This window comes from Streptomyces sp. NPDC005492 (assembly GCF_040605995.1).
Classification (GTDB): Bacteria; Actinomycetota; Actinomycetes; order Streptomycetales; family Streptomycetaceae; genus Streptomyces.
In genome coordinates, this window is record NZ_JBEXDX010000010.1 from 122,574 (window position 1) to 148,528 (window position 25,955).

A 25,955-nucleotide genomic window follows, 5' to 3' on the forward strand; every position below is an offset into this window, starting at 1 on the left:
TTTACCGGCGTTTCGGAACCGGCACCCTCAGTAGGTCGTGCGCCACGGTCAGCTCCCCCTCGAAGCCCGCGGCCCGCGCCTGCCGCTCGAACTCCTCCGGCTCGGAGTAGCGCTGACTGAAGTGGGTCAGCACCAGGTGGCGCACGCCCGCGTCCCGTGCGACGCGTGCCGCCTGTCCGGCCGTCAAGTGGCCATGGTCTACGGCTAGTTGCTCGTCCTCGTCCAGGAACGTCGACTCGATGGTCAACAGGTCGCAGCCTTCCGCGAGGGCGTGCACCCCGTCGCAGAGCCGGGTGTCCATGACGAACGCGAACCGCTGTCCGCGCCGCACCTCGCTCACCTCGTCGAGGGAGACACCGGCCACGGTGCCCTCGCGCTGGATGCGGCCCACGTCCGGGCCCTTGATGCCGTGCGCGGCGAGGCGGTCGGGCAGCATGCGGCGGCCGTCGGGTTCGATGAGGCGGTAGCCGTAGGACTCGACGGGGTGGGAGAGCTTGCGGGCTTCGAGGGTGTACGCGGGCGTGGTGGCGAGCACGCCGTCCTCGGCCACCGGTGCCTCGGTGATACCGACCGTCTCGCGGTAGGCGGTGGAATAGCGCAGCCGGTCGAAGAACCCCTGGCCGGACTTCGGGTAGTGGGCGGTGACCGGGTGCGGGACCCGGTCCAGGTTGATGCGCTGGATGACGCCCGCGAGGCCGAGGGAGTGGTCGCCGTGGAAGTGGGTGACGCAGATCCGGTTGAGGTCGTGCGCGGCGACCCCGGCGCGCAGCATCTGGCGCTGGGTGCCCTCGCCGGGGTCGAAGAGGATGCCTTCGGCGTCCCAGCGCAGCAGGTAGCCGTTGTGGTTGCGGTGGCGGGTGGGGACCTGGCTGGCGGTGCCGAGGATCACCAATTCACGTACGGACACGGTGAGTTATCCGGGCGGCCACTGCATGCCGCGGCCACCCATGACATGCGCGTGGGCGTGGAACACGGTCTGGCCGGCGCCGCTGCCCGTGTTGAACACGACCCGGTAGCTGTCGAGCTTCCCCTCGGCGGCGACCTCACCGGCCTCGCGCAGCACGTCGGCGGCGATGGCCGGTTCGGCGGCGGCGAGGGCGGCGGCGTCGGGGTAGTGGACCCGGGGGATCACCAGGACGTGGGTCGGTGCCTGGGGGTTGATGTCCCGGAACGCGACGGTGGTGTCCGTTTCGCGGACGATCGTCGCCGGGATGTGTCCCTCGACGATCCTGCAGAACAGGCAGTCGTCCTGCGGTTCCCCTGACATGGTGTGGCCTCCTCGCACCCGGTGATCGCTGACCGGGGCATCGTATCGAGCGGTGGGTCAGTCCACGTCCGGCAGGACCGGCGGTGTTTTCGCGGGAGTCGTCTCCAGCGCCTCCAGCGCCAACCGGATCGCCTCGTCCAGTTGCGCGTCCCTGCCCGCCGCGTAGTCCTGCGGACGCTGCACCACCTCCACGTCCGGGTCGACGCCGTGGTTCTCCACTCCCCAGCCGTAACCCTCGAGCCAGAACGCGTACTTGGGCTGGGTGATGAGTGTGCCGTCGACCAGGCGGTAGCGGCTGTCGATGCCGATCACGCCGCCCCAGGTGCGGGTGCCGACGACCGGGCCGATGCCCAGTGCCTTGATCGCCGCGTTGACGATGTCGCCGTCCGAGCCGGAGAACTCGTTCGCCACGGCCACGACCGGACCGCGGGGAGCGTCCTCGGGGTAGCTGTACGGCCGCATGCCCCGGGGGAGGTCCCAGCCGACGATCCGCCGGGCCAGTTTCTCGACGACCAACTGCGAGGTGTGGCCGCCGCGGTTGTAGCGGACGTCCACGACCAGGCCCTCGCGGGCCACCTCGACGCGCAGGTCGCGGTGGATCTGGGCCCAGCCAGGGGCCTGCATGTCGGGGACGTGGAGGTAGCCGAGGCGGCCGCCGGACTTCTCGTGGACGTAGGCGCGGCGGTCGGCGACCCATGCGTGGTAGTAGAGCGGTTCCTCGTCCGCGAGCGGGACGACGATCGCGTGCCGCGGGTCGCCGCCGCCGGCCGGGGAGATGGTCAGCTCGACGGGCTTGCCCGCCGTGCCGACGAGCAGGGGGGCGGGTCCGGTCACCGGGTCGACGGGCTGTCCGGCCACCGCGAGGATCGCGTCGCCCGCGCGGACGGCGACGCCGGGGGCGGCGAGCGGGGCGCGGGCGGCGGGGTCGGAGGTCTCGGAGGGCAGGATGCGGTCGATACGCCACTGGGCCGATCCCCCTGGGCCGTCCTCGTGACGGGAGATGTCCGCGCCGAGCAGGCCCTGGCGTTCGCCGTGGCCGTGGCCGCCGCGCGGGGTGACATAGGCGTGCGAGGTGCCGAGTTCGCCGTGCACCTCCCAGAGGAGGTCGACGAGGTCGTCGTGGGTGGCGAGGCGGTCCAGGACGGGGCGGTAGCGGTCCAGGACGCCGGTCCAGTCGACGCCGCTCATGTCGGCGCGCCAGAAGTTGTCGCGCATGATGCGGCCGGTCTCGTCGAACATCTGCCGCCACTCGGCCGCCGGGTCGACGGTCTGGCGGATGCGGGACAGGTCGACGTTGATGTTCGAGTCGTTGTCGTCGTCCTCGGAGGAGGAGGCGCGGCGGTCGCTGGGCACGACCCGGAGTTTGTGGTCCGTCCACAGCAGGACGCGTTTGCCGTCGCCGCTGACCTCGAAGTGGTCGGCGTCCCCGGCGAGGTGCTCGATGCGCTGCTGGGCGAGGTCGTAGCGCTCCAACTCCGTTTTGGGGTCCGGGTCTTCGGGGGTCGCGCGGGTGGCGCCGAGGACGCCCTGTACCGGGTGGCGCAGCCATAGGACGCCGTCCTTGGCCGCGCGCAGGTTGGAGTAGCGGCCGGCCTCGACCGGGAAGGGGACGATGCGGTCGGCGAGGCCTTCGAGGTCGACGCGGGTGGTGGGGCGGCCCTCGCTGTCGGGGGTCTCGTCCTTGTCGGGGGCCTCGAAGGGGCGGCCGTGCCGCTGCGGTCCGAACGGGGACGGGGTGGTGGCGGCCAGGGTGATCAGGTGCGGGCGGTCGCCGACCACGAAGGCCAGGTCGAAGACGTGCTCGTCGTAGACCGGGTCGAAGGAGCGGGTGGAGAGGAACACCAGGTGCTTGCCGTCGAGGGTGAAGGCGGGGGCGTAGTCCTGGAAACGGAGCGGGGTCGCCTCGGTGACCGAGAGGTCGGTGGTGTTGGCGAGCTTGAGCTGGCGCAGCGGGCGCGGGCCGGGGTGCGACCAGGCGAGCCAGGCCGAGTCCGGGGAGAAGGCGAGGCCGGAGGCGTCGCCGTCCTCGCTGCGGTCGACCTCGCGGACCTCGCCGGTCTCCCGCTCGACGAGGAGGACGCGGCCGTCGTGCGAGGCGACGGCGGCGCGGCTGCCGTCGGGGGCGACGGTGAGGGCGAGGACGCGGCCGAGCTGTCCGGCGGCGATCCTGCGCGGGGTGGCGCCGGGGGCGAGGCCGGTGGCGGGGGCGAACTCCAGGGCGTCGTCGCCCTCGGCGTCCGTCACCCACACCACCCATTCCTCGCCGTCGCTGCGGAAGGTGCGGGGCAGCCGGGCCCGTACGCCGGGGGTGGCGGCGAGGGCGCGGGCCGGGCCGGAGCGGTGGGTGACCCAGTGGACGGCGCCGCGCACGGCGACCGCGCTGCCGCGCGCGGTGTGGTCGGGCGAGGCGGATCCGAACCAGCGGCCCGCGGCCACCGGGAAGGGCTGCTGGTCGGTGCGCTGCCCGCCGAGCCGGATGTCGAGCCGGCGCGGCTCGGCGCCGTCCAGGTCGTCCAGGAGCCAGAGTTCACCGGCCGAGGAGTACACGATCCGGGTGCCGTCGCCGGCCGCGTGCCGGGCGTAGAAACCGTCGAGAGGGGTGTGCCGGCGGAGGTCGGAGCCGTCGGCGAGGGAGGAGTAGAGCGCGCCGGTGCCCTCGTGGTCGGAGAGGAACGCGATCCGGTCGCCCGCCCACACCGGGTACTCGATGTTGCCGTCCAACTCCTCGTGCAGGCGCGTGAATTCACCATCGCCATCCCGGTCGATCCACAACTTGCCCGCGGTGCCGCCCCGGTAGCGCTTCCACCAGGCGGCCTCACGGCCCATGGGGGCGGAGAGCAGGACCGTGGCCCCGGGGCCGACGGCGACATCGCCGACGGGCCCGTACGGGAGGGTCGTCGCCGGTCCGCCGTCCAGCGGGATCGCGCGGGCCCAACTGCGGCGGAGATTCGCCTGGCCCGCGGTGCTGAGTGCGAGGACCTCGCCGTCCGCCGTCCAGCCGCGCACCTGGGTGCGTGAACTGCCCCAGTGCGTCAGGCGTTTGGCGGGTCCGCCGTCGACGGGGGCGATGTGCACCTCGGGGGCGCCGTCCCGGGTGGAGGTCCAGGCGACGGTGGTGCCGTCGGGCGAGATCCGCGGATGGTTCACGGGAACGTTCTCCGCGCTGACCCGCCAGGCCCGGCCGCCGCCGTCGAGGGACGCCAGCCACACGTCGTCCTCGGCGGTGAAGGCGATCAACTCGCCGTGCAGGTGCGGGAAGCGGAGATAGGCCTGGGCTGCGGACGCTGAGGGCTGAGTCACCTGATCAGGGTATGCATCGACGGTATCCGCCGACAGCCCTTTGGATCACTTGCCTTCCACGGGCCAGCAGGTCGGGTCGCCCTTGCACCAGATGGTCTTGGTGACGGTGACGGTCGGTCCCGGGCCGTAGGTGAGGGTCGGGTTCGGGTTGCTCACGGACGACGGTGTCGCCGCGTTGCAGTCGCCGAGCCCGGTCACGTGGAAGACCTGCTTGCCGCCGACCTTGGCGACCAGGTCACCGCGCACACAGGCGCCGTCGACGGCGCGGGTGACCGTGCCGGTGACGGTGATGTCCCGGTTGTCGTTCGTCTGCCCCTGGCAGTCGACGGTGACGACCGTGGTCTCGGTCGGCGAGGGCGTGGAGACCTTGTTGTTGCTGCCGTAGTTGCCCGTGCAGGTCAGCCAACTCACGCTCACGTGGTCCCGATTGAGCTCGGCGGTCGCGGTCTTGTCGGTGGTGTACGCGACGGTCGCCGCGCTGAGATCACCGGGCTGGCACGCGACGGCCCCGCCCACGGTCACCGCCACGAGTCCCGCCGCAGCGGCCACTCGCCGCCCGCGCGGCCGACGCCAGATCTGTCTCAACGCCCCCATGGACGGCAGCCTGCCACCGTCGAGGCGCACACGGAAGAGCGCATACGGCCACCCGTGCGCCGGGGGCGTAATCACCGGCGCACGACCGTCAGCCCCGCAGCAGCAGCCACTCCTGAAGCTCCACCACATTGCCCTCGGGGTCCTTGAGATGGGCGACCCGCATCCGGTCCGTCATCGGCGCCGGACCGTGCAGCAGCACCGCGCCCCGGGCCGCGATCTGCTCGCAGTACCCGTCCAGGTCGTCGACGCGCAGCACCACCAGCGAGCGGTGCCCGGTCGCCAAGTCCCCCAGTTCACCGAGGACTTGGGCCATCATCGCCCGGTCCTGGAGCGCGATCCCGGCCGCCCCGATGGAGGGGGAGAACTTCTCGTACGGCCCCTGCGCCGACCCCGACTGCGGCTTCAGGCCGAGGACTTCGGCGTAGAAGCGGTAGCAGGCGGCGAAGTCGCTGACGAGCAACCGTACTTGGGCGAGTTCCACGGCGATTCTCCCCTGCCTCAGGACCAACGTCCGGTACGGCCCAGGAGCAGGGCCGTCGCCGCGGTCCCGGCCGTCGATGTACGCAGCACGCTACGCCCGAGCCGGTAGGCCTTCGCCCCGGCCTCCTCGAAGAGGGTCAACTCCTCGGGCGAGACGCCTCCTTCGGGGCCCACGACCAGCACGATCTCGCCCTCGGCGGGGAGTTCGGCGGTGGCCAGCGGTTCGCCGGCGTAGACGCGGTCCTCGTGGAGGACGGCGGCGAAGTCGGCTTTGGCGAGAAGTGCGGCAACCTGTTTGCTCGTCGCCGCGTCCGCGACCTCCGGGAAGCGGATGCGGCGGGACTGCTTGCCTGCCTCCCGGGCGGTGGCCCGCCACTTCGCGAGGGACTTCAGACCCCGTTCGCCCTTCCACTGCGTGATGCAGCGGGAGGCCGCCCAGGGGACGATCGCGTCGACCCCCGTCTCGGTCATCGTCTCGACGGCCAGCTCGCCGCGGTCGCCCTTGGGGAGGGCCTGGACGACGGTGATGCGGGGCTGTTCCTGGGGCTCCTCCATCACGGTCGAACCCAGGACGACCAGGCGGTCCTTGCCCTCGACGGTCTTGACGACACCGTCCAGATACCGGCCGCGCCCGTCGGTGAGCGTGATGTCCTCGCCCGGCCGCAGGCGTTTCACCGAGACGGCATGACGCCCCTCGGGACCGTCGAGGACGACCTCGCCACCGCTGAAGTCCGGGATCACCAGTGGATCCACGACGAACACCGCCGCGGTCATCGGAGATCGCCTCCGGCCGACAACGCTGTCCGGGCGGAGGCCAGTTCGGCGGCCAGCACCTCGACCAACTGGCCGGCGGGCAGCTCGCGCGCCATGCGGTGGCCCTGTCCGGCCCACAGCGCCATGCCCTGTGCGTCACCGGCCTTGGCGGCGGCCTTGCGCAGCGGCGAGGTCAGGTGGTGGACCTCGGGGTAGGCGGCGGGGGCGTAGGGGCCGTGCTCGCGCATGAAGCGGTTGACCAGGCCGCGGGCCGGGCGGCCGGAGAACGCGCGGGTCAACTCGGTGCGGGTGAAAAGGGGGTTGGTGAGGGCCTGCTTGTGCACGGCGTGCGCGGCGGACTCCGGGGTGGCGAGGAACGCGGTGCCGAGCTGGGCCGCGCTCGCGCCCGCCGCGAGGACCGCGGCGATCTGGCCGCCGCGCATCAGACCGCCGGCGGCGACGATCGGGAGGGTCACGGTCTCGCGGACCTGCGCGACGAGGGAGAGCAGACCGATGCCCGCGCCCTCGTGCTCCGGGAGGTCACGGTGGGTGCCCTGGTGGCCGCCTGCCTCGACGCCCTGCGCGATCACCGCGGCGGCACCGGCCCGCTCCACGGCGAGGGCCTCCTCGGCGGTGGTGGCGGTGACGAGGGTGAAGGTGCCGGCCCGGCGCAGCGCGTCCAGCACCTCACGCGTCGGGACGCCGAAGTGGAAGGAGACGAACGGCACCGGGTTGTCGAGCAGTACCGACAGCTTGGCGTCGTAGCCGTCCTCGCGGCCGCTGTCCGGATCGCCGAGTTCCGTCTCGTACCAGGCGGCCTCGCCGGCCAGCTGATGGGCGTAGACGTCGACGGCGGCCCTGTCCGCGTACTCGGGCTGGGGCAGGAACAGATTCACGCCGAAGGGGCGGGCCGTCAGGCTCCGCAACTGCTTGATCTCCTGGTACATGCCGTCGGCCGTCTTGTGCCCGGCGGCGAGGAACCCCAGCCCACCGGCCTCGGACACGGCCGCGGCGAGCTGGGGGACGGAGACACCGCCCGCCATCGGGGCCTGCACGATCGGATGAGGGAGGAGATCGGTCAGTGCGGAGGACATGACGGCATGTTGTCACGTCCTCCGAACAAGTCCGAATCCGGCCTTCCGCCCGGCATAGGACAGGTGCATGCCCCGGTTCCGACCGGGTCAGCGGCCGTTGAACGCGTCCTTCAACCGCGAGAACAGACCCTGCTGACCAGGCTGACTGTGTCTGCCCGGGGGACAACCCCCGGACCCCCGGCAGTTTCCACCACGCCGGCGTCAGCGACCGTTGAACGCGTCCTTCAACCGCGAAAACAGACCCTGCTGGCCCGGCTGGAACTGGCCCGTGGGCCGCTCCTCGCCGCGCAGTTTCGCCAGTTCCCTCAGCAGGCGTTCCTGCTCCACGTCGAGCTTGGTCGGCGTGGTGACCTCGACGTGCACGATGAGGTCGCCCCGGCCACCGCCGCGCAGATGCGTGACGCCCCGGGTGTGCAACGGGATCGACTGGCCGGACTGGGTGCCCGGCCGGATGTCGACCTCCTCCATGCCGTCCAGCGTCTCCAGCGGCACCTTCGTGCCGAGGGACGCCGCCGTCATCGGGAGCGTGACCGTGCAATGCAGGTCGTCGCCGCGGCGCTGGAACATCGCGTGCGGCAGCTCGTGGATCTCGACGTACAGGTCACCGGCGGGGCCGCCGCCGGGGCCGACCTCGCCCTCGCCCGCGAGCTGGATCCGCGTGCCGTTGTCCACGCCCGCCGGGATCTTGACGGTGAGCGTGCGCCGCGAGCGGACGCGTCCGTCACCGGCGCACTCCGGGCACGGGGTCGGGACGACGGTGCCGAAGCCCTGGCACTGCGGGCAGGGGCGGGACGTCATGACCTGGCCCAGGAAGGACCGGGTCACCTGCGAGACCTCACCGCGGCCGCGGCACATGTCACAGGTCTGCGCGGAGGTGCCGGGGGCCGCGCCCTCGCCGTTGCAGGTGTTGCAGACGACGGCGGTGTCGACCTGGATGTCCTTCGTGGTGCCGAAGGCCGCCTCGTCCAGCTCGATCTCCAGCCGGATCATGGCGTCCTGGCCCCGGCGGGTGCGCGAGCGCGGTCCGCGCTGCGAGGCCGTACCGAAGAAGGCGTCCATGATGTCCGAGAAGTTCCCGAAGCCACCGGCGCCGAAGCCGCCCGCGCCGCCGCCCGCCTGCGAGAGGGGGTCGCCGCCGAGGTCGTAGACCTGCTTCTTCTGCGGGTCCGAGAGCACCTCGTAGGCGGCGTTGATCTCCTTGAACCGCTCCTGGGTCTTCGGGTCCGGATTCACGTCCGGGTGCAGCTCGCGCGCGAGCCGGCGGAAGGCCTTCTTGATCTCATCCTGCGACGCGTCGCGACGCACGCCGAGAACGGCGTAGTAGTCCGTGGCCACTTAGGACTCCGCCAGGATCTGTCCGACGTACCGTGCCACTGCGCGTACCGCTCCCATCGTTCCCGGGTAATCCATGCGGGTCGGTCCGACCACGCCGAGCTTGGCGACTGCCTCGCCGCCCGAACCGTAACCGACCGACACCACCGAAGTGGAGTTGAGTCCCTCGTAGGCGTTCTCGTGACCGATCCGTACGGTCATGCCCGAATCCCCCGCCTCACCAAGCAACTTGAGGAGGACGACCTGCTCCTCCAGGGCTTCCAGGATGGGGCGGATGGTGAGGGGAAAGTCATGTCCGAAGCGGGTGAGATTGGCGGTGCCGCCGATCATCAGCCGCTCCTCGGTCTCCTCGACGAGGGTCTCCAGGAGGGTGGAGAGCACCGTCGTGACCGTGCCGCGGTCCTCGGCCTCGAAGGCCTCCGGCAGGTCCTGCACGAGCTGCGGCACGTCCGCGAAGCGGCGGCCGGCGATCCGGCTGTTGAGCCGCGCGCGTAGATCCGCGAGCGAGGCCTCCCCGAACGGCGCCGGGCAGTCCACCATGCGCTGCTCCACCCGACCGGTGTCCGTGATCAGCACGAGCATCACGCGCGCGGGCGCCAGCGCCAGCAGCTCCACGTGCCGCACGGTCGAGCGGGTCAGCGAGGGGTACTGCACGACGGCGACCTGCCGGGTGAGCTGCGCCAGCAGCCGTACCGTACGGCCCACGACGTCGTCGAGGTCGACGGCGCCGTCCAGGAAGTTCTGGATCGCCTTGCGCTCGGGGCCGGTCATCGGCTTGACGCCGGCCAACTTGTCGACGAAGAGCCGGTAGCCCTTGTCGGTGGGGATCCGCCCCGCGCTGGTGTGCGGCTGGGCGATGTACCCCTCGTCCTCCAGGGCCGCCATGTCATTGCGCACGGTCGCCGGGGAGACGCCGAGGCTGTGCCGCTCGGTGAGCGCCTTGGAGCCGACCGGCTCCTCGGTGCCGACATAGTCCTGGACGATGGCGCGCAGCACCTGAAGCCTGCGTTCGCTGAGCATCGCGCACACCTCCAGTTCTGGTCGCCGGTACCGTCGGTCTGCCCTTTTCCTGGCACTCTGTGCGCGCGAGTGCCAGCGTTCCCCGGCCCAGTGTACGGCCGTGAGGTACACCCCGGGCAAGGCCCGTCCTGCGATGTCACGCCGTGGGTGCCGTCACCGTTAGCGTCGCCGTATGACGGTGACTTGGGAAGAGCTGGGGTGGGAGCGGCTGGCCGCCGGGGTGGGGCGGTGCCGGCTGCCTGGCTGGGACTGCACGGTGGGGCTGGTCTTCGGAGGCGGCTCGGCGCTCATGATCGACGCGGGGTCGAGCGTCACGGAGGGCGCGCGGTTGCGCAGGGAGGCGCAGGCGCTCGCCGGCCACCGTGTGACCCATCTCGCGCTCACCCACCCGCATTTCGACCATGTCTTCGGGGCGGCGGTCTTCGCCGGGGCGACGGTCTTCTCGGCCGGGGGCACGCGCGAGGTGTTCGAGCGCGGCGGCGAGGAGCTGCGGGCCGACGCCGTGCGCAACGGGCTGGACCCGCGGGCGGCGGAGAACGCGGCGGACACCCTCGTACGCCCCCGCGCATACGTGTGGGGCAACGCGCTGCTCGAACTCGACGGCGGCCCGAAGGCCCTGATGGTGACCGCCCGGGGACACACCGCCCACGACCTCGTGCTCGTGGTGCCGGGCGACCCGGTGGTCGTCTTCTGCGGTGACCTGGTCGAGGAGTCCGGCGAACCCCAGGCGGGCCCCGACGCCGTGTCGTCCCACTGGCCGGCCGCCCTGGACCGGCTCCTGGACCTGGGCGGCGAGGACGCGGTGTACGTGCCCGGTCACGGAGCGGTGGTGGACGCGGGGTTCGTGCGGGCCCAACGGGACGCGTTGGCAAGCCGTTTCGGCGTGTCGTGACAGGGTGCGGGCCGGTTCTCCTATCGTCATCCGAATGCGCCAGTACTCCGCCGATCTGACCCCGCCGTGGAAGAAGCCCAAGCCCGTCCCCGAGGTCGCCGCGGAGGCGGGCCTGGTGGTCGAGGAGCCCGGCACCGGTTTCTGCGGCGCGGTGATCCGCTGCGAGGCCGGCACGGTCACCCTGGAGGACCGCTTCGGCAAGCACCGGGTGTTCCCGCTGGAGCCCCGCGGCTTCCTCCTGGAGGGCCGGGTGGTCACCCTGGTCAGGCCCGCTTCCGGTCCGCTACGGCCCACCCGTACGGCGTCCGGTTCGGTCGCCGTTCCCGGTGCACGCGCGCGTGTGGCCCGCGCCGGGCGGATCTATGTGGAGGGCCGGCACGACGCGGAACTCGTCGAGCGGGTGTGGGGCGACGACCTGCGCATCGAGGGTGTGGTGGTGGAGTACCTGGAGGGCGTCGACGATCTCCCGTCGATCGTCGAGGACTTCTCCCCCGGCCCGGACGCCCGCCTCGGCATCCTGGTCGACCACCTGGTGCCCGGCACCAAGGAGTGGCGCATCGCCCAGTCCGTCACCAGCGAGCACGCGCTCGTGGTCGGCCACCCCTACATCGACATCTGGGAGGCCGTGAAGCCGTCCTCCGTCGGCATCGAGGCCTGGCCCCGGATCCCTCACGGGCAGGACTGGAAGACGGGGGTGTGCCGGGCGCTGGGTTGGCCGGAAAACACCGGTGCGGTGTGGCAGGCGATTCTGGCCAAGGTGGGGTCGTACAAGGATCTTGAGCCGGAACTGCTGGGGCGGGTGGAGGAGCTGATCGACTTCGTCACGGCACCCGACGGCGACTGACGGGTCCGGTCAGTCCACCAGGTCCCGCACCACGGCGTCCGCCAGCAGCCGCCCGCGCAGCGTGAGCACGGCGCGCCCCTCTTCGTAGGGACCGGTCTCCAGCAGCCCCTCCCCCAGCGCCCGGCGCGAAGCCGCCAGCCCGTCCGGCCTGAGCAGGGACAGCGGGGCGCCCTCCCGGAGCCGTAGTTCCAGCAGGATGCGCTCCACCCGGCGGTCCTCGTCCGACAGCAGCTCCCGGCCCGCGCCCGGTGAGCGGCCCGCCGCCAGCGCGCCCGCGTACGCCCCCGGATGCTTCACGTTCCACCACCGCACGCCGCCCACGTGGGAGTGCGCGCCGGGGCCGGCGCCCCACCAGTCGGCGCCGCGCCAGTACAGCTCGTTGTGCAGACAACGGCCGGATTCCGATGTCGCCCAGTTCGAGACCTCGTACCAGTCGAAGCCCGCCGCGGACATCACCTCGTCCGCGATGAGGTACCGGTCGGCGTGCACGTCGTCGTCCGTCATCGGGACCTCGCCGCGGCGGATCCGGCGGGCCAGCTGGGTGCCCTCCTCGACGATCAGGGCGTACGCGCTGATGTGGTCGGGGCCCGCGCCCAGGGCGGCCTCGAGCGACGCGCGCCAGTCGTCGTCCGTCTCGCCGGGTGTGCCGTAGATCAGGTCGAGGTTGACGTGGTCGAAGCCGACCGCGCGGGCCTCGGACACACAGGCCTCGGGGCGGCCGGGGGTGTGGGTGCGGTCGAGGATCTTCAGGACGTGCTGTTTCGCGCTCTGCATGCCGAAGGAGATCCGGTTGAAGCCGCCGTCGCGGAGGGCCGCGAGGTAGGCGGGGTCGACCGACTCCGGGTTCGCCTCCGTGGTGATCTCCGCGTCGGCCGCGAGGCCGAACTCGTCGCGGATCGCGCCCAGCATCCGTACCAGATCGCCCGCCGCCAGCAGCGTGGGGGTGCCGCCGCCGACGAAGACCGTGCGGACCGGGCGGGGGTCGTCGCCGAGGACCTTGCGGGCCAGGCGGACCTCGTCGATCAGGGTGTCCGCGTAGTTGTCGCGGGAGGCCAGCACTCCGCCCGTGCCGCGCAGCTCGGTCGCCGTGTAGGTGTTGAAGTCGCAGTAGCCGCAGCGGGTCGCGCAGTACGGGACGTGGAGGTAGAACCCGAGGGGGCGGTCGGCGGCCCCGGCGAGCGCCTGCGTGGGCAGGTTGCCGTCTTCGGGGACGGGATCGCCGTCGGGGAGTGCGGAAGGCATGTCCTCCATTGTCCAGCACCCGTACGACTCTCTACTCCGCCTGGAGCACCAGCAGCGCCAGGTCGTCCTCCGGGGGCCTGCCGCCGAACTCGTGCACCAGTCGTTTGATCCGTTCCGCGATCAGCTCGGCGCTCAGCCCCGCGCACCCGGCGAGCGCGGTCGCGAGCCCGTCGCCGTCGTCGAACTGGACTGAGCCGGAGCGCCGCTCTGTCACCCCGTCCGTGACACACAACAGGCTGTCGCCCGGCCGCAGTTCGAAACTCTCGCTGGTGTACGTCACATCCTCTATGACCCCGAGGAGGGTCTGCGGGCGCGCTGCCGTACCGACGCTGCCGTCCGGCCCGAGGAGCAGCGGCAGGGGGTGTCCGGCGGAGGCGAGGGTGCAGCGGACGCCGCCGTCGAAGGGGACGAGTTCGCCGTAGAGGAGGGAGAGGAACCGGGGGCCGTCACCGACCGGACCCGGCCGGCCACCGGCTGCTACCAGGGCGTGGGCCGCCGCGTCGGCGGCCTCGGTGGCGTCGTCGAGGAGGAGCTGGTTGAGGCGGTCGAGGACGTCGGCGACGCGGTAGCCCTCGCGGGCCAGGAGCCGCAGCCAGGGGCGGGCGAGGCCGATGACCACGGCGGCCTCGGGGCCCTTGCCCTGAACGTCGCCGAGGGCGAAGCACCAGCGGCCGTCGCCGGCCGGGAACACGTCGTAGAAGTCGCCGCTGGGGCCGCCCTTGTCGCACGGTTCGTAGACGAGGGCGCTGTGCACACCGGGAATCTCGGCCACGGCACCGGGCAGCAGGCCGCGCTGGAGGACGCGGCTGATGGTGGCCTGGCGCGCGTACTGGCGGGCCGCGCCGATGGCGAGCGCGACCCGGCGGCTGAGGTCCTCGACCAGACCGGTGACCTCGTCGGGGAAGCACGGCAGCCCGGACCGTCCGATGACCAGCGTGCCGAGCGGCCGGCCGCCCGCGATCAGCCGGTACGCCAGGGCCGCGCCCTGCGTGCCGTCCGGACCGAGGGCGTCGGCGGGCCAGGGGTAGGACACCGGCCGCAGCGAGTCCGACGGGCGGGGCGGGTCCTTCTCCAGGGCGCCGCGCAGTTCCTCGATGCGGTTCTCGCTGCCGTGCCAGACACGGGCCAGGCGCGGTCCTGCGCCGGCGTCCTCGCTCCAGCCCCCGCGGCCCATCGCCTCGTCCTCCAGCCATACGGCGCACCAGTCGGCCAGTCTGGGCACGATCAACTGTCCGGCGAGGGCGGCGACCAGGTCCTCGTCGAGCTGACCGGCGAGGAGGTCGGAGGCCTCGGCGAGGAAGGAGAGGGCGCCGCGGCCCAGCCAGTCCCGGTCGCGTTCGGCGCGCCGGGGTTCGGGCGCGAGTATCTGCGCGACGCGCAGGCCGCGTTCACCGGCGTACGTCTCGTAGGTCTCGTAGGCCTCGTAGGTCTTCAACTCCTCGGCGGCGGAGCTGTCTTCGGCCGGCAGCCGGGCCCACACGGTCTTGGTGCCGGTGCGGTAGGTGACGCCCCAGGCCTCGGCGAGTGTGGCGACGAGCCGTAGTCCGCGCCCGAACTCCGGTGTCTCGTAGGCCTGTTCACCGCTGTTGTCGCGCGGGGCGCGGGAGGGGTGGTGGTCGGCGACCTCCACGACGACGGCCCGGGTGTCCTCGAGCCGGCAGACCAGCTCGACGTCCGTGCCGGCGTGCACGACGGCATTGGTGACGAGTTCGCTGACGACGACCATCGCGTCGTCGGCCAGCCGGTCGGTGAGGTGTTCGGTGCCGGGCAGGGCGAGTTCGGTCCATTCGCGGAACGCGGCGCGCACCAGAGTGCGGGCGGAGCCGGGCGCGAGGGGGCTTCCGGACAGCGTGGCGCGCACCGTCGTACGCGGCTCCGCGCCGTGGTGCGCGGGCGCGCCGGGAGCACGCGGAGTGGTCTCCCGTTGGGTCGGAATGGCCCCCATGGACAGCCCCCCGGGCAGATCGGACGATTACGTCTCGGTCGATGCGGACAGAGTGACAGACTGGCCGCGGCCATAAGCGCCGAGTTACCGAAGTGGGCTGCCATGAGTGAGAACCGTGCTACGCGCGTGCTCGAAGACGGACACGAATCCGTCGCGGGCGACTGGATTCGAGCATCCGATCTCCGTCCGCTGCTCGCCGTGATGACGGCGGCGCGGGACGGCGACTTCGCGAAGGCGCCGGAGACAGGTCACGGCATGGTGGCCGAACTGACCGCCGTCTTCAACCAGATCATGGACCGCAGCACCCACTTCAACTCCGAGACGCAGCGCGTCAAGCGGGAGCTGGTGCGCCACGGCCGCCTCGACGAGCGCCTCTCGGCCAGCCCCGGCCAGGGCGGCTGGACCTCCCGCGTCAACGACGTGAACCAGCTCCTCGACGCCCTGGTGGCCCCGGCCGCCAACGCGACCCGGGTGCTGGACGCGGTGGCGGGCGGCGATCTGACCCAGCGGGTCGATCTGCACGACGGCAGCAGGCAGTTGCGTGGTGATCTACGGCATCTGGGCCGGGCCGTGAACAAGATGGTGGACCAACTCTCCCTGTTCACCGGGGAGGTGACCCGGGTCGCCCGCGAGGTCGGCACCGAGGGCAGGCTCGGCGGACGCGCCAAGGTACAGGGCCTGTCCGGCAGTTGGCGGGACGTGACCCTGGCGGTCAACACGATGGCGTCCCGGCTGACCGCGCAGGTGCGGGACATCGCCCTCGTCACGACGGCGGTGGCGCGCGGCGACCTGACGCGTACGGTCACCGTGGAGGCGACCGGTGAGCTGCTCGAACTGAAGCTGACCGTGAACACGATGGTCGACCAGCTCTCCGCGTTCGCCGACGAGGTGACCCGGGTGGCGCGCGAGGTCGGCACCGAGGGCCAGTTGGGCGGACGCGCGCAGGTGCGGGGCGTCTCGGGGGTCTGGAAGGACCTCACCGACAACGTCAACTTCATGGCCTCGAACCTGACGTCGCAGGTCCGCAACATCGCCCAGGTGACGACCGCGGTGGCGAACGGCGACCTGTCGCAGAAGATCACCGTGGACGCGCAGGGCGAGATCCTGGAGCTGAAGTCGACCATCAACACGATGGTCGACCAGCTCTCCGCCTTCGCCGACGAGGTCACCCGCGTCGCCCGCGAGGTCGGCACCGAGGGCAACCTCGGCGGACGCGCGCAGGTGCGGGGCGTCTCGGGGGTCTGGAAGGACCTCACCGACAACGTCAACTTCATGGCGGACAACCTGACTTCACAGGTCCGGAACATCGCGCTCGTGTCCACGGCCGTGGCGCAGGGCGACCTCGGCAAGAAGATCACGGTGGAGGCCAAGGGCGAGATCCTGGAGCTGAAGTCCACCATCAACACGATGGTCGACCAGCTCTCCGCGTTCGCCGACGAGGTCACCCGCGTCGCCCGCGAAGTCGGCACCGAGGGCAACCTCGGCGGACAGGCACAGGTGCGGGGCGTCAGCGGGGTGTGGAAGGACCTCACCGACAACGTCAACTTCATGGCCCTGAACCTGACGTCGCAGGTGCGGAACATCGCCCAGGTGACGACCGCCGTCGCCAACGGCGACCTGTCGAAGAAGATCACCGTCGATGCCCGCGGCGAGATCCTCGAACTCAAGGACACCGTCAACACGATGGTGGAGCAACTGCGCGCCTTCGCCGACGAGGTGACCCGGGTGGCCCGCGAGGTCGGCACCGACGGCCGACTGGGCGGCCGGGCCCAGGTGTTGGGCGTCTCCGGGGTCTGGCGCGATCTGACCGACAACGTCAACTACATGGCGGACAACCTGACTTCGCAGGTGCGGAACATCGCCCAGGTCGCGACGGCGGTGGCTCAGGGCGACCTGTCGAAGAAGATCGACGTGGACGCGCGCGGCGAGATCCTGGAGCTGAAGACCACCATCAACACGATGGTCGACACCCTCTCCTCCTTCTCCTCCGAGGTCACCCGAGTGGCCCGCGAGGTCGGCTCCGAGGGCCAACTCGGCGGCCAGGCACGGGTGGAGGGCGTCTACGGCACCTGGAAGCGCCTGACGACCAACGTGAACGAACTCGCGCTCAACCTCACCACACAGGTCCGCGCTATCGCCGAGGTGGCCTCCGCGGTGGCACAGGGCGACATGTCCCGCTCGATCACGGTGGAGACCCAGGGCGAGGTCACCGAACTCAAGGACAACATCAACCTGATGGTGGCCAACCTCCGCGAGACGACCCGCGCGAAGGACTGGCTGGAGTCCAACCTGGCCCGCCTCGCCGCGCTGATGCAGGGGCACCGGGACCTGATGGAGGTCGCCGACCTGATCCTGCGCGAGCTGACCCCGCTGGTGAACGCCCAGTACGGCGCGTTCTTCCTGGCCGACCCGGACGAGGACAGCCTGCGGACCGCGATCCCGGCCAAGGGGTTGGCGTTCATCGCCGGGTACGGGTCGGCGCAGGGCGCGACCGTGGACACGGGCGGGATGCCGGTGCACGGGCTGGTGCGGCAGGCGGCGCGGGAGAAGAAGCGGATCCTGGTGGAGGAGGCCCCGCCGGACTACATCAAGATCAACAGCGGGCTCGGGGAAGCCGCCCCGGCGAGCGTGGTCATCATCCCGATCATCTTCGAGGACAAACTCCTCGGGGTGATCGAACTGGCCTCCTTCTCCCGCTTCTCCGACGTCCACCTCGCGTTCTTCGACCAGTTCGTGAACACCATCGGCGTCGCGATCAACACCATCATCGCCAACTCCCGCACGGAGTCCCTGCTCGGCGAGTCCCAGCGCCTGGCGATGCAGTTGCAGGAACGTTCGGACGAACTCCAGAAGCAGCAGGCCGAGTTGCAGCGCTCCAACGCCGAACTGGAGGAGAAGGCCGCCCTGTTGGCGACCAGCTCCCAGTACAAGTCGGAGTTCCTGGCCAACATGTCGCACGAACTGCGCACCCCGCTCAACTCGTTGCTGATCCTGGCCCGGCTGCTCTCCGACAACCCGGACGGCCGGCTCTCCGACCAGGAGGTGCAGTTCGCGACCACGATCCACCGCTCCGGCTCGGACCTGCTCCAGCTCATCAACGACATCCTCGACCTGTCGAAGATCGAGGCCGGCCGCATGGACGTACGGCCGAAACGGCTCCCGCTCATCAAGCTCCTCGACTACGTCCACGCCACCTTCCGCCCGCTCACCCTGGACCGGGGGCTCGCCTTCGAGGTGTCGGTCGGCGAGGACGTACCGCGCGAGATGTGGTCGGACGAGCAGCGGCTCCAGCAGATCCTGCGCAACCTGCTGTCCAACGCCATCAAGTTCACCGCGACGGGCCGGGTCGAACTCCGCGTCAACCGGGTCAAGGACCCCGAGCACCGCTACTCCGACGGCGACGAGGTCATCGCGTTCGCGGTCTCCGACACCGGCATCGGGATCGCCGCCGAGAAACTCCCGGTGATCTTCGAGGCGTTCCAGCAGGCCGACGGCACCACCAACCGCAAGTACGGCGGTACGGGGCTGGGGTTGTCGATCAGCCGGGAGATCGCCGGGCTGCTCGGCGGCCGGATCGTCGCCGAGAGCGAGCCCGGCAGCGGCTCGACCTTCACCCTCTACGTCCCCGTCGTCAGCCCCGGCAACTCGGCGACCGGGCCGACCACCGAGGACCATGAACTGCCCACGATGGCCGAGCAGTTGTCCACCGAGGCGTTCACCGGGCACGAGGTGGACGACTCCTGGCCGACACCCACCAAGCTGGAGGCGTGGAAGGCCGGGCGGGCGGGTCAAGTGCTGCCGGGGCGGCGGGTGTTGATCGTGGACGACGACATCCGCAACGTCTTCGCCCTCACCCATGTCCTGGGCCGCGTCGGCATGCCGGTGCTCTACGCGGAGAACGGCCGCGAGGGCATCGAGACGCTGGAGCGCAATCCCGATGTCGAACTCGTGCTGATGGACATCATGATGCCGGAGATGGACGGCTACGAGACCATCGCCGCCATCCGCCGCGCCCCGCACTGGACCGGCCTGCCCATCGTCGCGCTGACCGCGAAGGCGATGCCGGGCGACCGGGAGAAGTCCATCGCGCGGGGCGCCAACGACTACGTACCCAAGCCGGTGGACGTCGACCAACTGCTGACCGTCGTCTGCGCCCTCCTCGACCCCGAGGCCGTGGAGACGGAGGAGCCGGACGCCACGAGGGAGACACCGTCGCCATGACCGCCGCGAAACCGACCGGAGAACCTGCGGGCATCCTCCTGGTGGACGACATGGAGGACAACCTGATCGCCCTGGAGGCCGTCCTGGCCTCCCTCAACGAGCCGCTGGTACGGGCGCGTTCGGGCGAGGAGGCGATGAAGGCACTGCTGCGGCAGCGCTTCGCCGTGATCCTGCTCGACATCCGGATGCCGGGCATGGACGGTTTCGAGACCGCCGCCAACATCAAGCGCCTCGACCAGACCAAGGACGTCCCGATCATCTTCCTGACCGGCACGGACGCCGACGCGGGCTACGCCTTCCGCGGCTACGCCACAGGCGCGGCCGACTACTTGACCAAGCCCTTCGACCCCTGGGTCCTACGCGCCAAGGTCACCGTCTTCCTCGAACTCCACCGCAAGAACCAGCTGCTGGAGAGGATGATGACGCGGGCCCAGGCGGACTACGGCGAAGTGGGCACCAGGCTCACCGAGTTGGCGGAGGAACTGTCCAGCGAGGAGCCCCCGGACCTGCCCGCGCTGCGCGAACGGGTCCGGGAGCTGCGCGAACTTGTGGGCAGGGGGCGGCCGTTCTGAGCGGCTAGGCCCCGGGCGAGCCGGCTTACGTCTCGTCGATCAGGTGCTTGGCGGCGTCACGGGGCGGGGGCGACGGCCACGCTCCCAGCGGACCCGGGCGGCCCGAGCCGAGCGGCCGAAAACCACGCCTCGCGCGAGAGCCGCGTTCCTCTCGTCGATCAAGTGCCTGGCCGCGTCACAGCAGGCCCCGGGCGCCCGCCAGCCGAACGGCCGCGAGTCCGCGTGTGGCACCGGACACGTGGTCGGGGGGATGTCCGGCAGCACCCACCAGCCGGGGCACCCTCATCACACAGCGACCCCGGGCCACCGCCGGACAACTACGCCTCGCGCGACCTCGCGTACATCTCGCGGATCAGACGCCTGGCCGCGTAACAGCAGGCGCGCCCCTCACACTCCCAGCAGACCCAGGCGCCCCCGCCCGAGCGGTCACGAGTCCGCGCGCGTCGCCGGCCACGCGGTCGAAGAGGCGCCCGCCGTATCCACCAACCGGGACACCCTCACCACAAACAGACTCCGGGCTCCCGCCCGACAAATACGCCCCGCGCGAGCCCGCATACATCTCGCGGATCAGACGCCTGGCCGCGTAACAGCAGGGGCGCCCCTCACGCTCCCAGCAGACCCAGGCGCCCCCACCCGAGCGGTCACGAGTCCGCGCGTGGCACCGGACACGCGGTCGAGGAGATACCCAGTCCCACCCACCACCGGGGCCCCCGTCACAAAGAGACCCCGGACCCCGCCCGACACCTACGCCTCCCGCGACCCCGCGTACATCTCGTCGATCAGGTGCTTGTACTCGCGTTCCACCACCGGTCGCTTCAGTTTGAGGCTCGGGGTGATCTCGCCGTGTTCGATGTCCAGGTCGCGCGGGAGGAGGCGGAACTTCTTGATGGTCTGCCAGCGCTGGAGGCCCTCGTTCAGTTCCTTGACGTAGGCCTCGATCAGGGCGACCGTCGCGGGCGCGGCGACGACCTCGGCGTAGGACTTGCCCGCGAGGTCGTTCTCGTTCGCCCACTCCAGGATGGACGGTTCGTCGAGGGCGATGAGCGCGGTGCAGAAGTTTCGGTCGGCGCCGTGCACCAGGATGTTGGAGACGTACGGGCACACGGCCTTGAACTGGCCCTCGACCTCGGCCGGCGCGATGTACTTGCCGCCGGACGTCTTGATCAGGTCCTTCTTGCGGTCGGTGATGCGGAGGTAGCCGTCGGGGGACAACTCGCCGATGTCGCCGGTGTGGAACCAGCCGTCCGCCTCCAGGACTTCGGCCGTCTTCTCGGGCAGCCCGTGGTAGCCCTCCATGATCCCGGGGCCGCGCAGCAGGATCTCGCCGTCGTCCGCGATCCGCACCTCCGTGCCGGGCAGCGGCTTGCCGACCGTACCGGTGCGGTAGGCCTCGCCCGGGTTCACGAAGGAGGCCGCGGAGGACTCGGTCAGGCCGTAGCCCTCCAGGATGTGGATACCGGCGCCGGCGAAGAAGTAGCCGATGTCGGGCGCGAGCGCGGCCGAGCCGGAGACACAGGCACGGAGCTTGCCGCCGAAGGCCTCGCGGATCTTCGCGTAGACCAGCGCATCGGCGACCTTGTGCTTGGCGGCGAGTCCGAACGGCGCGGTGGCCGCACCGGTACGGCGGAAGTTGTCCTGGGTGACCTTGGCGTACTCGCGCGCGACCTCGGCCGCCCACTGGAAGATCTTGTACTTGGCGCCGCCACCGGCCCGCGCCTTGGCCGCGACCCCGTTGTAGACCTTCTCGAAGATGCGCGGAACGGCTGCCATGTACGTCGGCTGCACGACCGGCAGATTCTCGATGATCTTGTCGACCCGGCCGTCCACCGCGGTGACATGCCCGATCTCGATGTGCCCGGACGTGAGCACCTTGCCGAAGACATGCGCGAGCGGCAGCCACAGGTACTGCACGTCGTCCGGGCCGAGCAGCCCGGTCGCGGCGATCGCCTTCGCCAGGTACGACCAGTTGTCGTGCGGCAGCCGGACCCCCTTGGGGCGGCCGGTGGTGCCGGAGGTGTAGATGATCGTCGCGAGCTGGTCCTTGGTGATGGCCCCGACCCGCTCCTTGATCAGCTCCGGGTTCTTCTCCAGGTACGCGGCACCGCGCTGCTCCAGCTCGGCGAGGGTCAGCACCCAGTCGCCGGTCGCCCCGGCCTCTCCGGTTTCGACGCCGGCCGGGTCGATGACCACGACATGCGTCAGCTCGGGCAGCTCGGCGCGCTTCTCCCGCGCCTTGGCGAGCTGCGCCGCGTCCTCCGCGATCAGGACCTTGCTGCCGGAGTCGGCGAGGATGAACGTCGACTCGTCGGCGTTGGTCTGCGGATACACCGTGGTCGTGGCGGCCCCGGCGCACAGGATGCCCAGGTCGACGAGGATCCACTCCACGCGGGTGGCGGAGGCCAGCGCGACGCGCTGCTCGGGCTGTACGCCGAGTTCGATCAGGCCGGCCGCGATCGCGAAGACCCGCTCGGCGGCCTGCGCCCAGCTCAGCGACTTCCAGTCGTCGGGGCCCTCGCCCGAGGCCGCCGGCACCGGGTAGCGGTAGGCCTCGGCGTCCGGTGTGGCCGCCACCCGCTCCAGGAAAAGGCCCGCCACGGACGGGGGACGGTTCTCGATCAGGGTCTGTGTGTCGCTCACGACATCCTCCGGGGCCCGCGACAGTGCGGCTGGCTCAGTGCTGCGGCGGTTGGCTCAATGCGGCTGTTGTTTAACTCGCGAGTAACTATCGAGCAGTGATCAGAGTAAGCCGCGACCGGCCGGTGCGTAAGGGGCGGCGGACCGTCACTTCCTCCAGAGCCCAGACACAGGGCCCGCCGCGCGACAGCGCAACGGGCCCCGTACATCAAGCTACTTCTTGCCCTTGCCTCCGCCACCGCTGTCGTCACTGGACAGCACCGCGATGAAGGCCTCCTGGGGAACCTCCACGGAACCCACCATCTTCATCCGCTTCTTGCCCTCCTTCTGCTTCTCCAGCAGCTTCCGCTTACGGGAGATGTCACCGCCGTAGCACTTGGCGAGGACGTCCTTGCGGATGGCGCGGATGGTCTCGCGGGCGATCACCCGCGAGCCGATGGCCGCCTGGATGGGCACCTCGAAGGCCTGCCGCGGGATCAGCTCCCGCAGCTTGGCGACCAGCCGCACCCCGTACGCGTACGCCGCGTCCTTGTGCGTGATCGCCGAGAAGGCGTCCACCTTGTCGCCGTGCAGCAGGATGTCCACCTTGACCAGGCTGGACGTCACCTCGCCGGTGGGCTCGTAGTCGAGCGAGGCATAGCCCCTGGTCTTGGACTTCAACTGGTCGAAGAAGTCGAAGACGATCTCCGCGAGCGGCAGCGTGTAGCGGATCTCCACCCGGTCCTCGGACAGGTAGTCCATACCGAGCAGGGTGCCGCGCCGGGCCTGGCACAGCTCCATGATCGAACCGATGAACTCCGAGGGCGCGAGGATCGTCGCCCGTACGACGGGCTCGTAGACCTTGTCGATCTTCCCCTCGGGGAACTCGCTCGGGTTGGTGACGACATGCTCGCTGCCGTCCTCCATGTCGACCCGGTACACCACGTTCGGCGCCGTCGCGATGAGGTCGAGCCCGAACTCGCGCTCCAGCCGCTCCCGGATCACGTCCAGGTGCAGCAGCCCGAGGAACCCGACCCGGAAACCGAAGCCGAGCGCGGCCGAGGTCTCCGGCTCGTACACGAGCGCGGCATCGTTGAGCTGGAGCTTGTCCAAGGCCTCGCGCAGCTCCGGGTAATCGGAACCGTCCAGCGGATACAGGCCCGAGAAGACCATCGGCTTGGGGTCCTTGTATCCGCCGAGAGCCTCGGTCGCACCCTTGTTCAGGGTGGTGATCGTGTCACCGACCTTGGACTGGCGGACGTCCTTCACCCCGGTGATCAGATAGCCGACCTCGCCGACGCCGAGCCCGTCCGCGCCGAGCATCTCCGGCGAGTTGGTACCGATCTCCAACAGCTCGTGCGTGGCGTTGGTGGACATCATCCGGATCCGCTCACGCTTGTTGAGCTGCCCGTCGATGACGCGGATGTACGTCACGACCCCGCGGTAGGAGTCGTAGACGGAGTCGAAGATCATGGCGCGGGCGGGCGCGTCCGCGTTCCCGACGGGCGCCGGGACCTCCTTGACGACCTTGTTGAGCAGCGCGTCGACACCGAGCCCGGTCTTGGCGGAGACCTTGAGCACGTCATCGGGGTCGCAGCCGACGAGATTCGCCAGTTCCTCGGCGAACTTCTCGGGCTGCGCGGCCGGGAGGTCGATCTTGTTCAGTACGGGGATGATCGTGAGGTCGTTCTCCATCGCCAGGTAGAGGTTGGCGAGGGTCTGGGCCTCGATGCCCTGGGCGGCGTCCACCAGCAGCACGGTGCCCTCGCAGGCGGCTAGCGACCGCGAGACCTCGTACGTGAAGTCGACGTGCCCCGGGGTGTCGATCATGTTGAGGATGTGCGTACTGCCCTCGCCGCCCCCGTCCGTGGGGGCCCACGGCAGACGCACCGCCTGGGACTTGATCGTGATGCCGCGCTCGCGCTCGATGTCCATGCGGTCGAGGTACTGAGCACGCATCTGCCGCTGGTCGACCACTCCGGTCAGTTGGAGCATCCGGTCGGCGAGCGTGGACTTGCCATGGTCGATGTGCGCGATGATGCAGAAGTTGCGGATCAGCGCCGGGTCGGTACGACTCGGCTCGGGCACATGGCTGGGGATCGCGGGCACGCAGGGTCCTGATTCTTGAGGCGTCCGCAGTGTCTGCGGTCTCGGGTCGGATCTATACGTAGGCTCCATGGTCCCATGAGCGAGGGCCTGCGACCGGTTTGGGCCGCTCCCGGAGCCACTGGTAGGCTGGGTGGCTGTGTCTCCTGCCCTCTCGGCAGCGGGACACACCCCAAGAAAAATCATCGGCCCGGGACCCGTGCGGCCCCGTGCCAGAACCTGCAAAGGCTCATTCGTGGCGAACATCAAGTCCCAGATCAAGCGGATCAAGACCAACGAGAAGGCTCGGCTGCGCAACAAGGCCGTCAAGTCCTCCCTGAAGACCGCGATCCGCAAGGCCCGTGAGGCTGCTGCCGCGGGTGACGTCGAGAAGGCCACCGAGTACCAGCGCGCTGCCGCGCGTCAGCTCGACAAGGCCGTCTCGAAGGGCGTCATCCACAAGAACCAGGCCGCCAACAAGAAGTCGGCGCTTGCTTCCAAGGTCACCGCGCTCAAGGGCTGATCCTTCCGCACTTGACTCGGCCCGCACCGCGGGCCGGGACCAGTAGCAATCCACCGTGAGGACACGTCGAGCCCTCTACCTCGATTCACGGACAGACATCGTGGTCGCCACGCCACGTACAGTGCCCCCGGACCCACTTCGGGGGCATTGCTGTATCCGGAGGGGGAGGCTGAGGTACTAGCCCTGCCCCCGTGACCGGGCGGCCCGGGCGATCGTGACGACCGCCTTCTCCAACGCGTACTCCGGATCGTCCCCCCCGCCCTTCACTCCCGCGTCCGCCTCGGCCACCGCCCGCAGCGCGACGGAGACCGCGTCCGGTGTCCACCCCCGCATCTGCTGCCGCACCCGGTCGATCTTCCACGGCGGCATCCCCAGCTCACGCGCCAGATCCGCCGGCCGGCCCCCGCGCGCGGACGACAGCTTCCCGATCGCCCGCACCCCCTGCGCCAACGCACTGGTGATCAGCACCGGAGCCACCCCGGTGGACAGCGACCACCGCAATGCCTCCAGCGCCTCCGCCGCCCGCCCTTCGACGGCCCGGTCCGCGACCGTGAAGCTCGACGCCTCCGCCCGCCCGGTGTAGTACCGCCCGACGACCGCCTCGTCGATGGTCCCCTCGACATCGGCGACCAACTGGGAGACGGCGGACGCCAGCTCCCGCAGATCGCTGCCGATGGAGTCGACAAGCGCCTGGCAGGCCTCGGGCGTGGCCGATCTCCCGGTCGCCCGGAACTCACCCCGCACGAAGGCCAGCCGGTCCGCCGGCTTCGTCATCTTCGGGCAGGCCACCTCCCGCGCCCCCGCCTTGCGCGCGGCATCCAGCAGCCCCTTGCCCTTGACCCCGCCCGCGTGCAGCAACACCAGGGTGATCTCCTCGGCGGGCGCGCCGAGATACCCCTTCACATCCTTGATCGTGTCCGCGGACAGATCCTGCGCGTTGCGTACGACCACGACCTTGCGCTCCGCGAAGAGCGAGGGACTGGTCAGCTCGGCGAGCGTGCCGGGCTGCAACTGGTCCGAGGTCAGATCACGTACATCCGTGTCGGCGTCGGCGGCCCTGGCGGCGGCCACCACCTCCTGCACGGCACGGTCGAGCAGGAGGTCCTCCTGGCCCACGGCAAGCGTCACCGGGGCGAGAGGGTCGTCATTCGCAGTGTTCCTGGCCATCCCGTAAAGCA

The 25,955-nt window shown here is 70.6% G+C and carries 19 protein-coding genes; 5 read left to right on the forward strand and 14 right to left on the reverse strand.

Annotated features, from left to right (window positions below):
- Position 1: 1 nt before the first annotated feature.
- From ABZT04_RS16610 to hrcA, 9 genes are all read right to left on the reverse strand, one after another.
- Complete coding sequence (locus tag ABZT04_RS16610) at positions 2 to 907, reverse strand: ribonuclease Z (RefSeq protein ID WP_356057003.1); 906 nt, start codon at positions 905 to 907, stop codon at positions 2 to 4.
- A gap of 6 nt (positions 908 to 913) precedes the next feature.
- Positions 914 to 1,267, reverse strand: coding sequence for a histidine triad nucleotide-binding protein (locus ABZT04_RS16615; protein ID WP_356057006.1), 354 nt, complete (start codon positions 1,265 to 1,267; stop codon positions 914 to 916).
- A 57-nt stretch (positions 1,268 to 1,324) separates the two neighbouring features.
- Entirely contained in the window at positions 1,325 to 4,567 is a 3,243-nt protein-coding gene (locus ABZT04_RS16620; protein WP_356057008.1) for a S41 family peptidase, read from the reverse strand.
- 45 nt (positions 4,568 to 4,612) lie between these two features.
- On the reverse strand, positions 4,613 to 5,161 hold the full coding sequence (locus tag ABZT04_RS16625) for a hypothetical protein (RefSeq protein WP_356057010.1): 549 nt from the start codon (positions 5,159 to 5,161) through the stop codon (positions 4,613 to 4,615).
- 88 nt (positions 5,162 to 5,249) lie between these two features.
- Positions 5,250 to 5,642, reverse strand: coding sequence for a VOC family protein (locus tag ABZT04_RS16630; protein ID WP_356057012.1), 393 nt, complete (start codon positions 5,640 to 5,642; stop codon positions 5,250 to 5,252).
- Positions 5,643 to 5,659: 17 nt separating this feature from the next.
- Entirely contained in the window at positions 5,660 to 6,415 is a 756-nt protein-coding gene (locus ABZT04_RS16635; RefSeq protein ID WP_356057014.1) for a 16S rRNA (uracil(1498)-N(3))-methyltransferase, read from the reverse strand.
- Positions 6,412 to 7,488: a nitronate monooxygenase gene (locus ABZT04_RS16640; RefSeq protein WP_356057016.1), complete on the reverse strand. Its 1,077-nt coding sequence runs from the start codon at positions 7,486 to 7,488 to the stop codon at positions 6,412 to 6,414. Before ABZT04_RS16640 ends, ABZT04_RS16635 begins: the two co-directional genes overlap by 4 nt.
- A gap of 201 nt (positions 7,489 to 7,689) precedes the next feature.
- Positions 7,690 to 8,823, reverse strand: a complete 1,134-nt coding sequence (gene dnaJ, locus ABZT04_RS16645) for a molecular chaperone DnaJ (protein ID WP_356057018.1) — start codon at positions 8,821 to 8,823, stop codon at positions 7,690 to 7,692.
- On the reverse strand, positions 8,824 to 9,840 hold the full coding sequence (gene hrcA, locus ABZT04_RS16650) for a heat-inducible transcriptional repressor HrcA (RefSeq protein WP_356057020.1): 1,017 nt from the start codon (positions 9,838 to 9,840) through the stop codon (positions 8,824 to 8,826).
- A 172-nt stretch (positions 9,841 to 10,012) separates the two neighbouring features.
- On the opposite strand from hrcA, the gene ABZT04_RS16655 reads away from it, so the two are divergent.
- Complete coding sequence (locus ABZT04_RS16655; protein WP_356057023.1) at positions 10,013 to 10,732, forward strand: MBL fold metallo-hydrolase; 720 nt, start codon at positions 10,013 to 10,015, stop codon at positions 10,730 to 10,732.
- Positions 10,733 to 10,766: 34 nt separating this feature from the next.
- Positions 10,767 to 11,576 (forward strand): DUF3097 domain-containing protein, encoded by an 810-nt coding sequence (locus tag ABZT04_RS16660; protein WP_356057025.1) that lies wholly within the window; start codon positions 10,767 to 10,769, stop codon positions 11,574 to 11,576.
- Between the two features lie 9 nt (positions 11,577 to 11,585).
- Here ABZT04_RS16660 and hemW read toward each other — a convergent pair whose 3' ends face one another.
- Both hemW and ABZT04_RS16670 read right to left on the reverse strand, forming a co-directional pair.
- The gene (hemW, locus tag ABZT04_RS16665; RefSeq protein WP_356057027.1) at positions 11,586 to 12,818 is read right to left on the reverse strand and encodes a radical SAM family heme chaperone HemW; all 1,233 of its coding nucleotides are present in this window, start codon (positions 12,816 to 12,818) and stop codon (positions 11,586 to 11,588) included.
- Between the two features lie 31 nt (positions 12,819 to 12,849).
- Positions 12,850 to 14,763, reverse strand: a complete 1,914-nt coding sequence (locus ABZT04_RS16670) for a SpoIIE family protein phosphatase (RefSeq protein WP_356057030.1) — start codon at positions 14,761 to 14,763, stop codon at positions 12,850 to 12,852.
- Between the two features lie 102 nt (positions 14,764 to 14,865).
- Between ABZT04_RS16670 and ABZT04_RS16675 the strand changes: the two genes are divergently transcribed.
- Positions 14,866 to 18,984, forward strand: a complete 4,119-nt coding sequence (locus tag ABZT04_RS16675) for a HAMP domain-containing protein (protein WP_356057032.1) — start codon at positions 14,866 to 14,868, stop codon at positions 18,982 to 18,984.
- The gene (locus tag ABZT04_RS16680; RefSeq protein WP_356057034.1) at positions 18,981 to 19,556 is read left to right on the forward strand and encodes a response regulator; all 576 of its coding nucleotides are present in this window, start codon (positions 18,981 to 18,983) and stop codon (positions 19,554 to 19,556) included. Before ABZT04_RS16675 ends, ABZT04_RS16680 begins: the two co-directional genes overlap by 4 nt.
- Positions 19,557 to 20,300: 744 nt before the next feature.
- Here the strand turns inward: ABZT04_RS16680 and ABZT04_RS16685 are convergent.
- On the reverse strand, positions 20,301 to 22,193 hold the full coding sequence (locus tag ABZT04_RS16685; protein ID WP_356057036.1) for an AMP-dependent synthetase/ligase: 1,893 nt from the start codon (positions 22,191 to 22,193) through the stop codon (positions 20,301 to 20,303).
- Positions 22,194 to 22,403: 210 nt separating this feature from the next.
- Positions 22,404 to 24,278, reverse strand: coding sequence for a translation elongation factor 4 (gene lepA / locus ABZT04_RS16690; protein WP_356057038.1), 1,875 nt, complete (start codon positions 24,276 to 24,278; stop codon positions 22,404 to 22,406).
- 232 nt (positions 24,279 to 24,510) lie between these two features.
- On the opposite strand from lepA, the gene rpsT reads away from it, so the two are divergent.
- Entirely contained in the window at positions 24,511 to 24,777 is a 267-nt protein-coding gene (gene rpsT, locus ABZT04_RS16695) for a 30S ribosomal protein S20 (protein WP_019074070.1), read from the forward strand.
- 177 nt (positions 24,778 to 24,954) lie between these two features.
- Here the strand turns inward: rpsT and holA are convergent, their stop codons facing one another.
- Positions 24,955 to 25,944 carry a DNA polymerase III subunit delta gene (gene holA / locus ABZT04_RS16700; protein WP_356057040.1) on the reverse strand — a complete coding sequence of 330 codons (990 nt, stop codon included), beginning with the start codon at positions 25,942 to 25,944 and terminating at the stop codon, positions 24,955 to 24,957.
- Between the last annotated feature and the right edge of the window lie 11 nt (positions 25,945 to 25,955).

What these genes read in the sequence shown, in the direction of transcription:
- ABZT04_RS16635 (WP_356057014.1), bottom strand. Translation starts at nt 6,415, where the DNA reads ATGACCGCGGCGGTGTTCGTCGTGGATCCACTGGTGATCCCGGACTTC.
- ABZT04_RS16675 (WP_356057032.1), top strand. Translation starts at nt 14,866, where the DNA reads ATGAGTGAGAACCGTGCTACGCGCGTGCTCGAAGACGGACACGAATCC.
- ABZT04_RS16670 (WP_356057030.1), bottom strand. Translation starts at nt 14,763, where the DNA reads ATGGGGGCCATTCCGACCCAACGGGAGACCACTCCGCGTGCTCCCGGC.
- ABZT04_RS16625 (WP_356057010.1), bottom strand. Translation starts at nt 5,161, where the DNA reads ATGGGGGCGTTGAGACAGATCTGGCGTCGGCCGCGCGGGCGGCGAGTG.
- ABZT04_RS16615 (WP_356057006.1), bottom strand. Translation starts at nt 1,267, where the DNA reads ATGTCAGGGGAACCGCAGGACGACTGCCTGTTCTGCAGGATCGTCGAG.
- ABZT04_RS16640 (WP_356057016.1), bottom strand. Translation starts at nt 7,488, where the DNA reads ATGTCCTCCGCACTGACCGATCTCCTCCCTCATCCGATCGTGCAGGCC.
- holA (WP_356057040.1), bottom strand. Translation starts at nt 25,944, where the DNA reads ATGGCCAGGAACACTGCGAATGACGACCCTCTCGCCCCGGTGACGCTT.
- hemW (WP_356057027.1), bottom strand. Translation starts at nt 12,818, where the DNA reads ATGCCTTCCGCACTCCCCGACGGCGATCCCGTCCCCGAAGACGGCAAC.
- hrcA (WP_356057020.1), bottom strand. Translation starts at nt 9,840, where the DNA reads ATGCTCAGCGAACGCAGGCTTCAGGTGCTGCGCGCCATCGTCCAGGAC.
- ABZT04_RS16660 (WP_356057025.1), top strand. Translation starts at nt 10,767, where the DNA reads ATGCGCCAGTACTCCGCCGATCTGACCCCGCCGTGGAAGAAGCCCAAG.
- ABZT04_RS16680 (WP_356057034.1), top strand. Translation starts at nt 18,981, where the DNA reads ATGACCGCCGCGAAACCGACCGGAGAACCTGCGGGCATCCTCCTGGTG.
- ABZT04_RS16655 (WP_356057023.1), top strand. Translation starts at nt 10,013, where the DNA reads ATGACGGTGACTTGGGAAGAGCTGGGGTGGGAGCGGCTGGCCGCCGGG.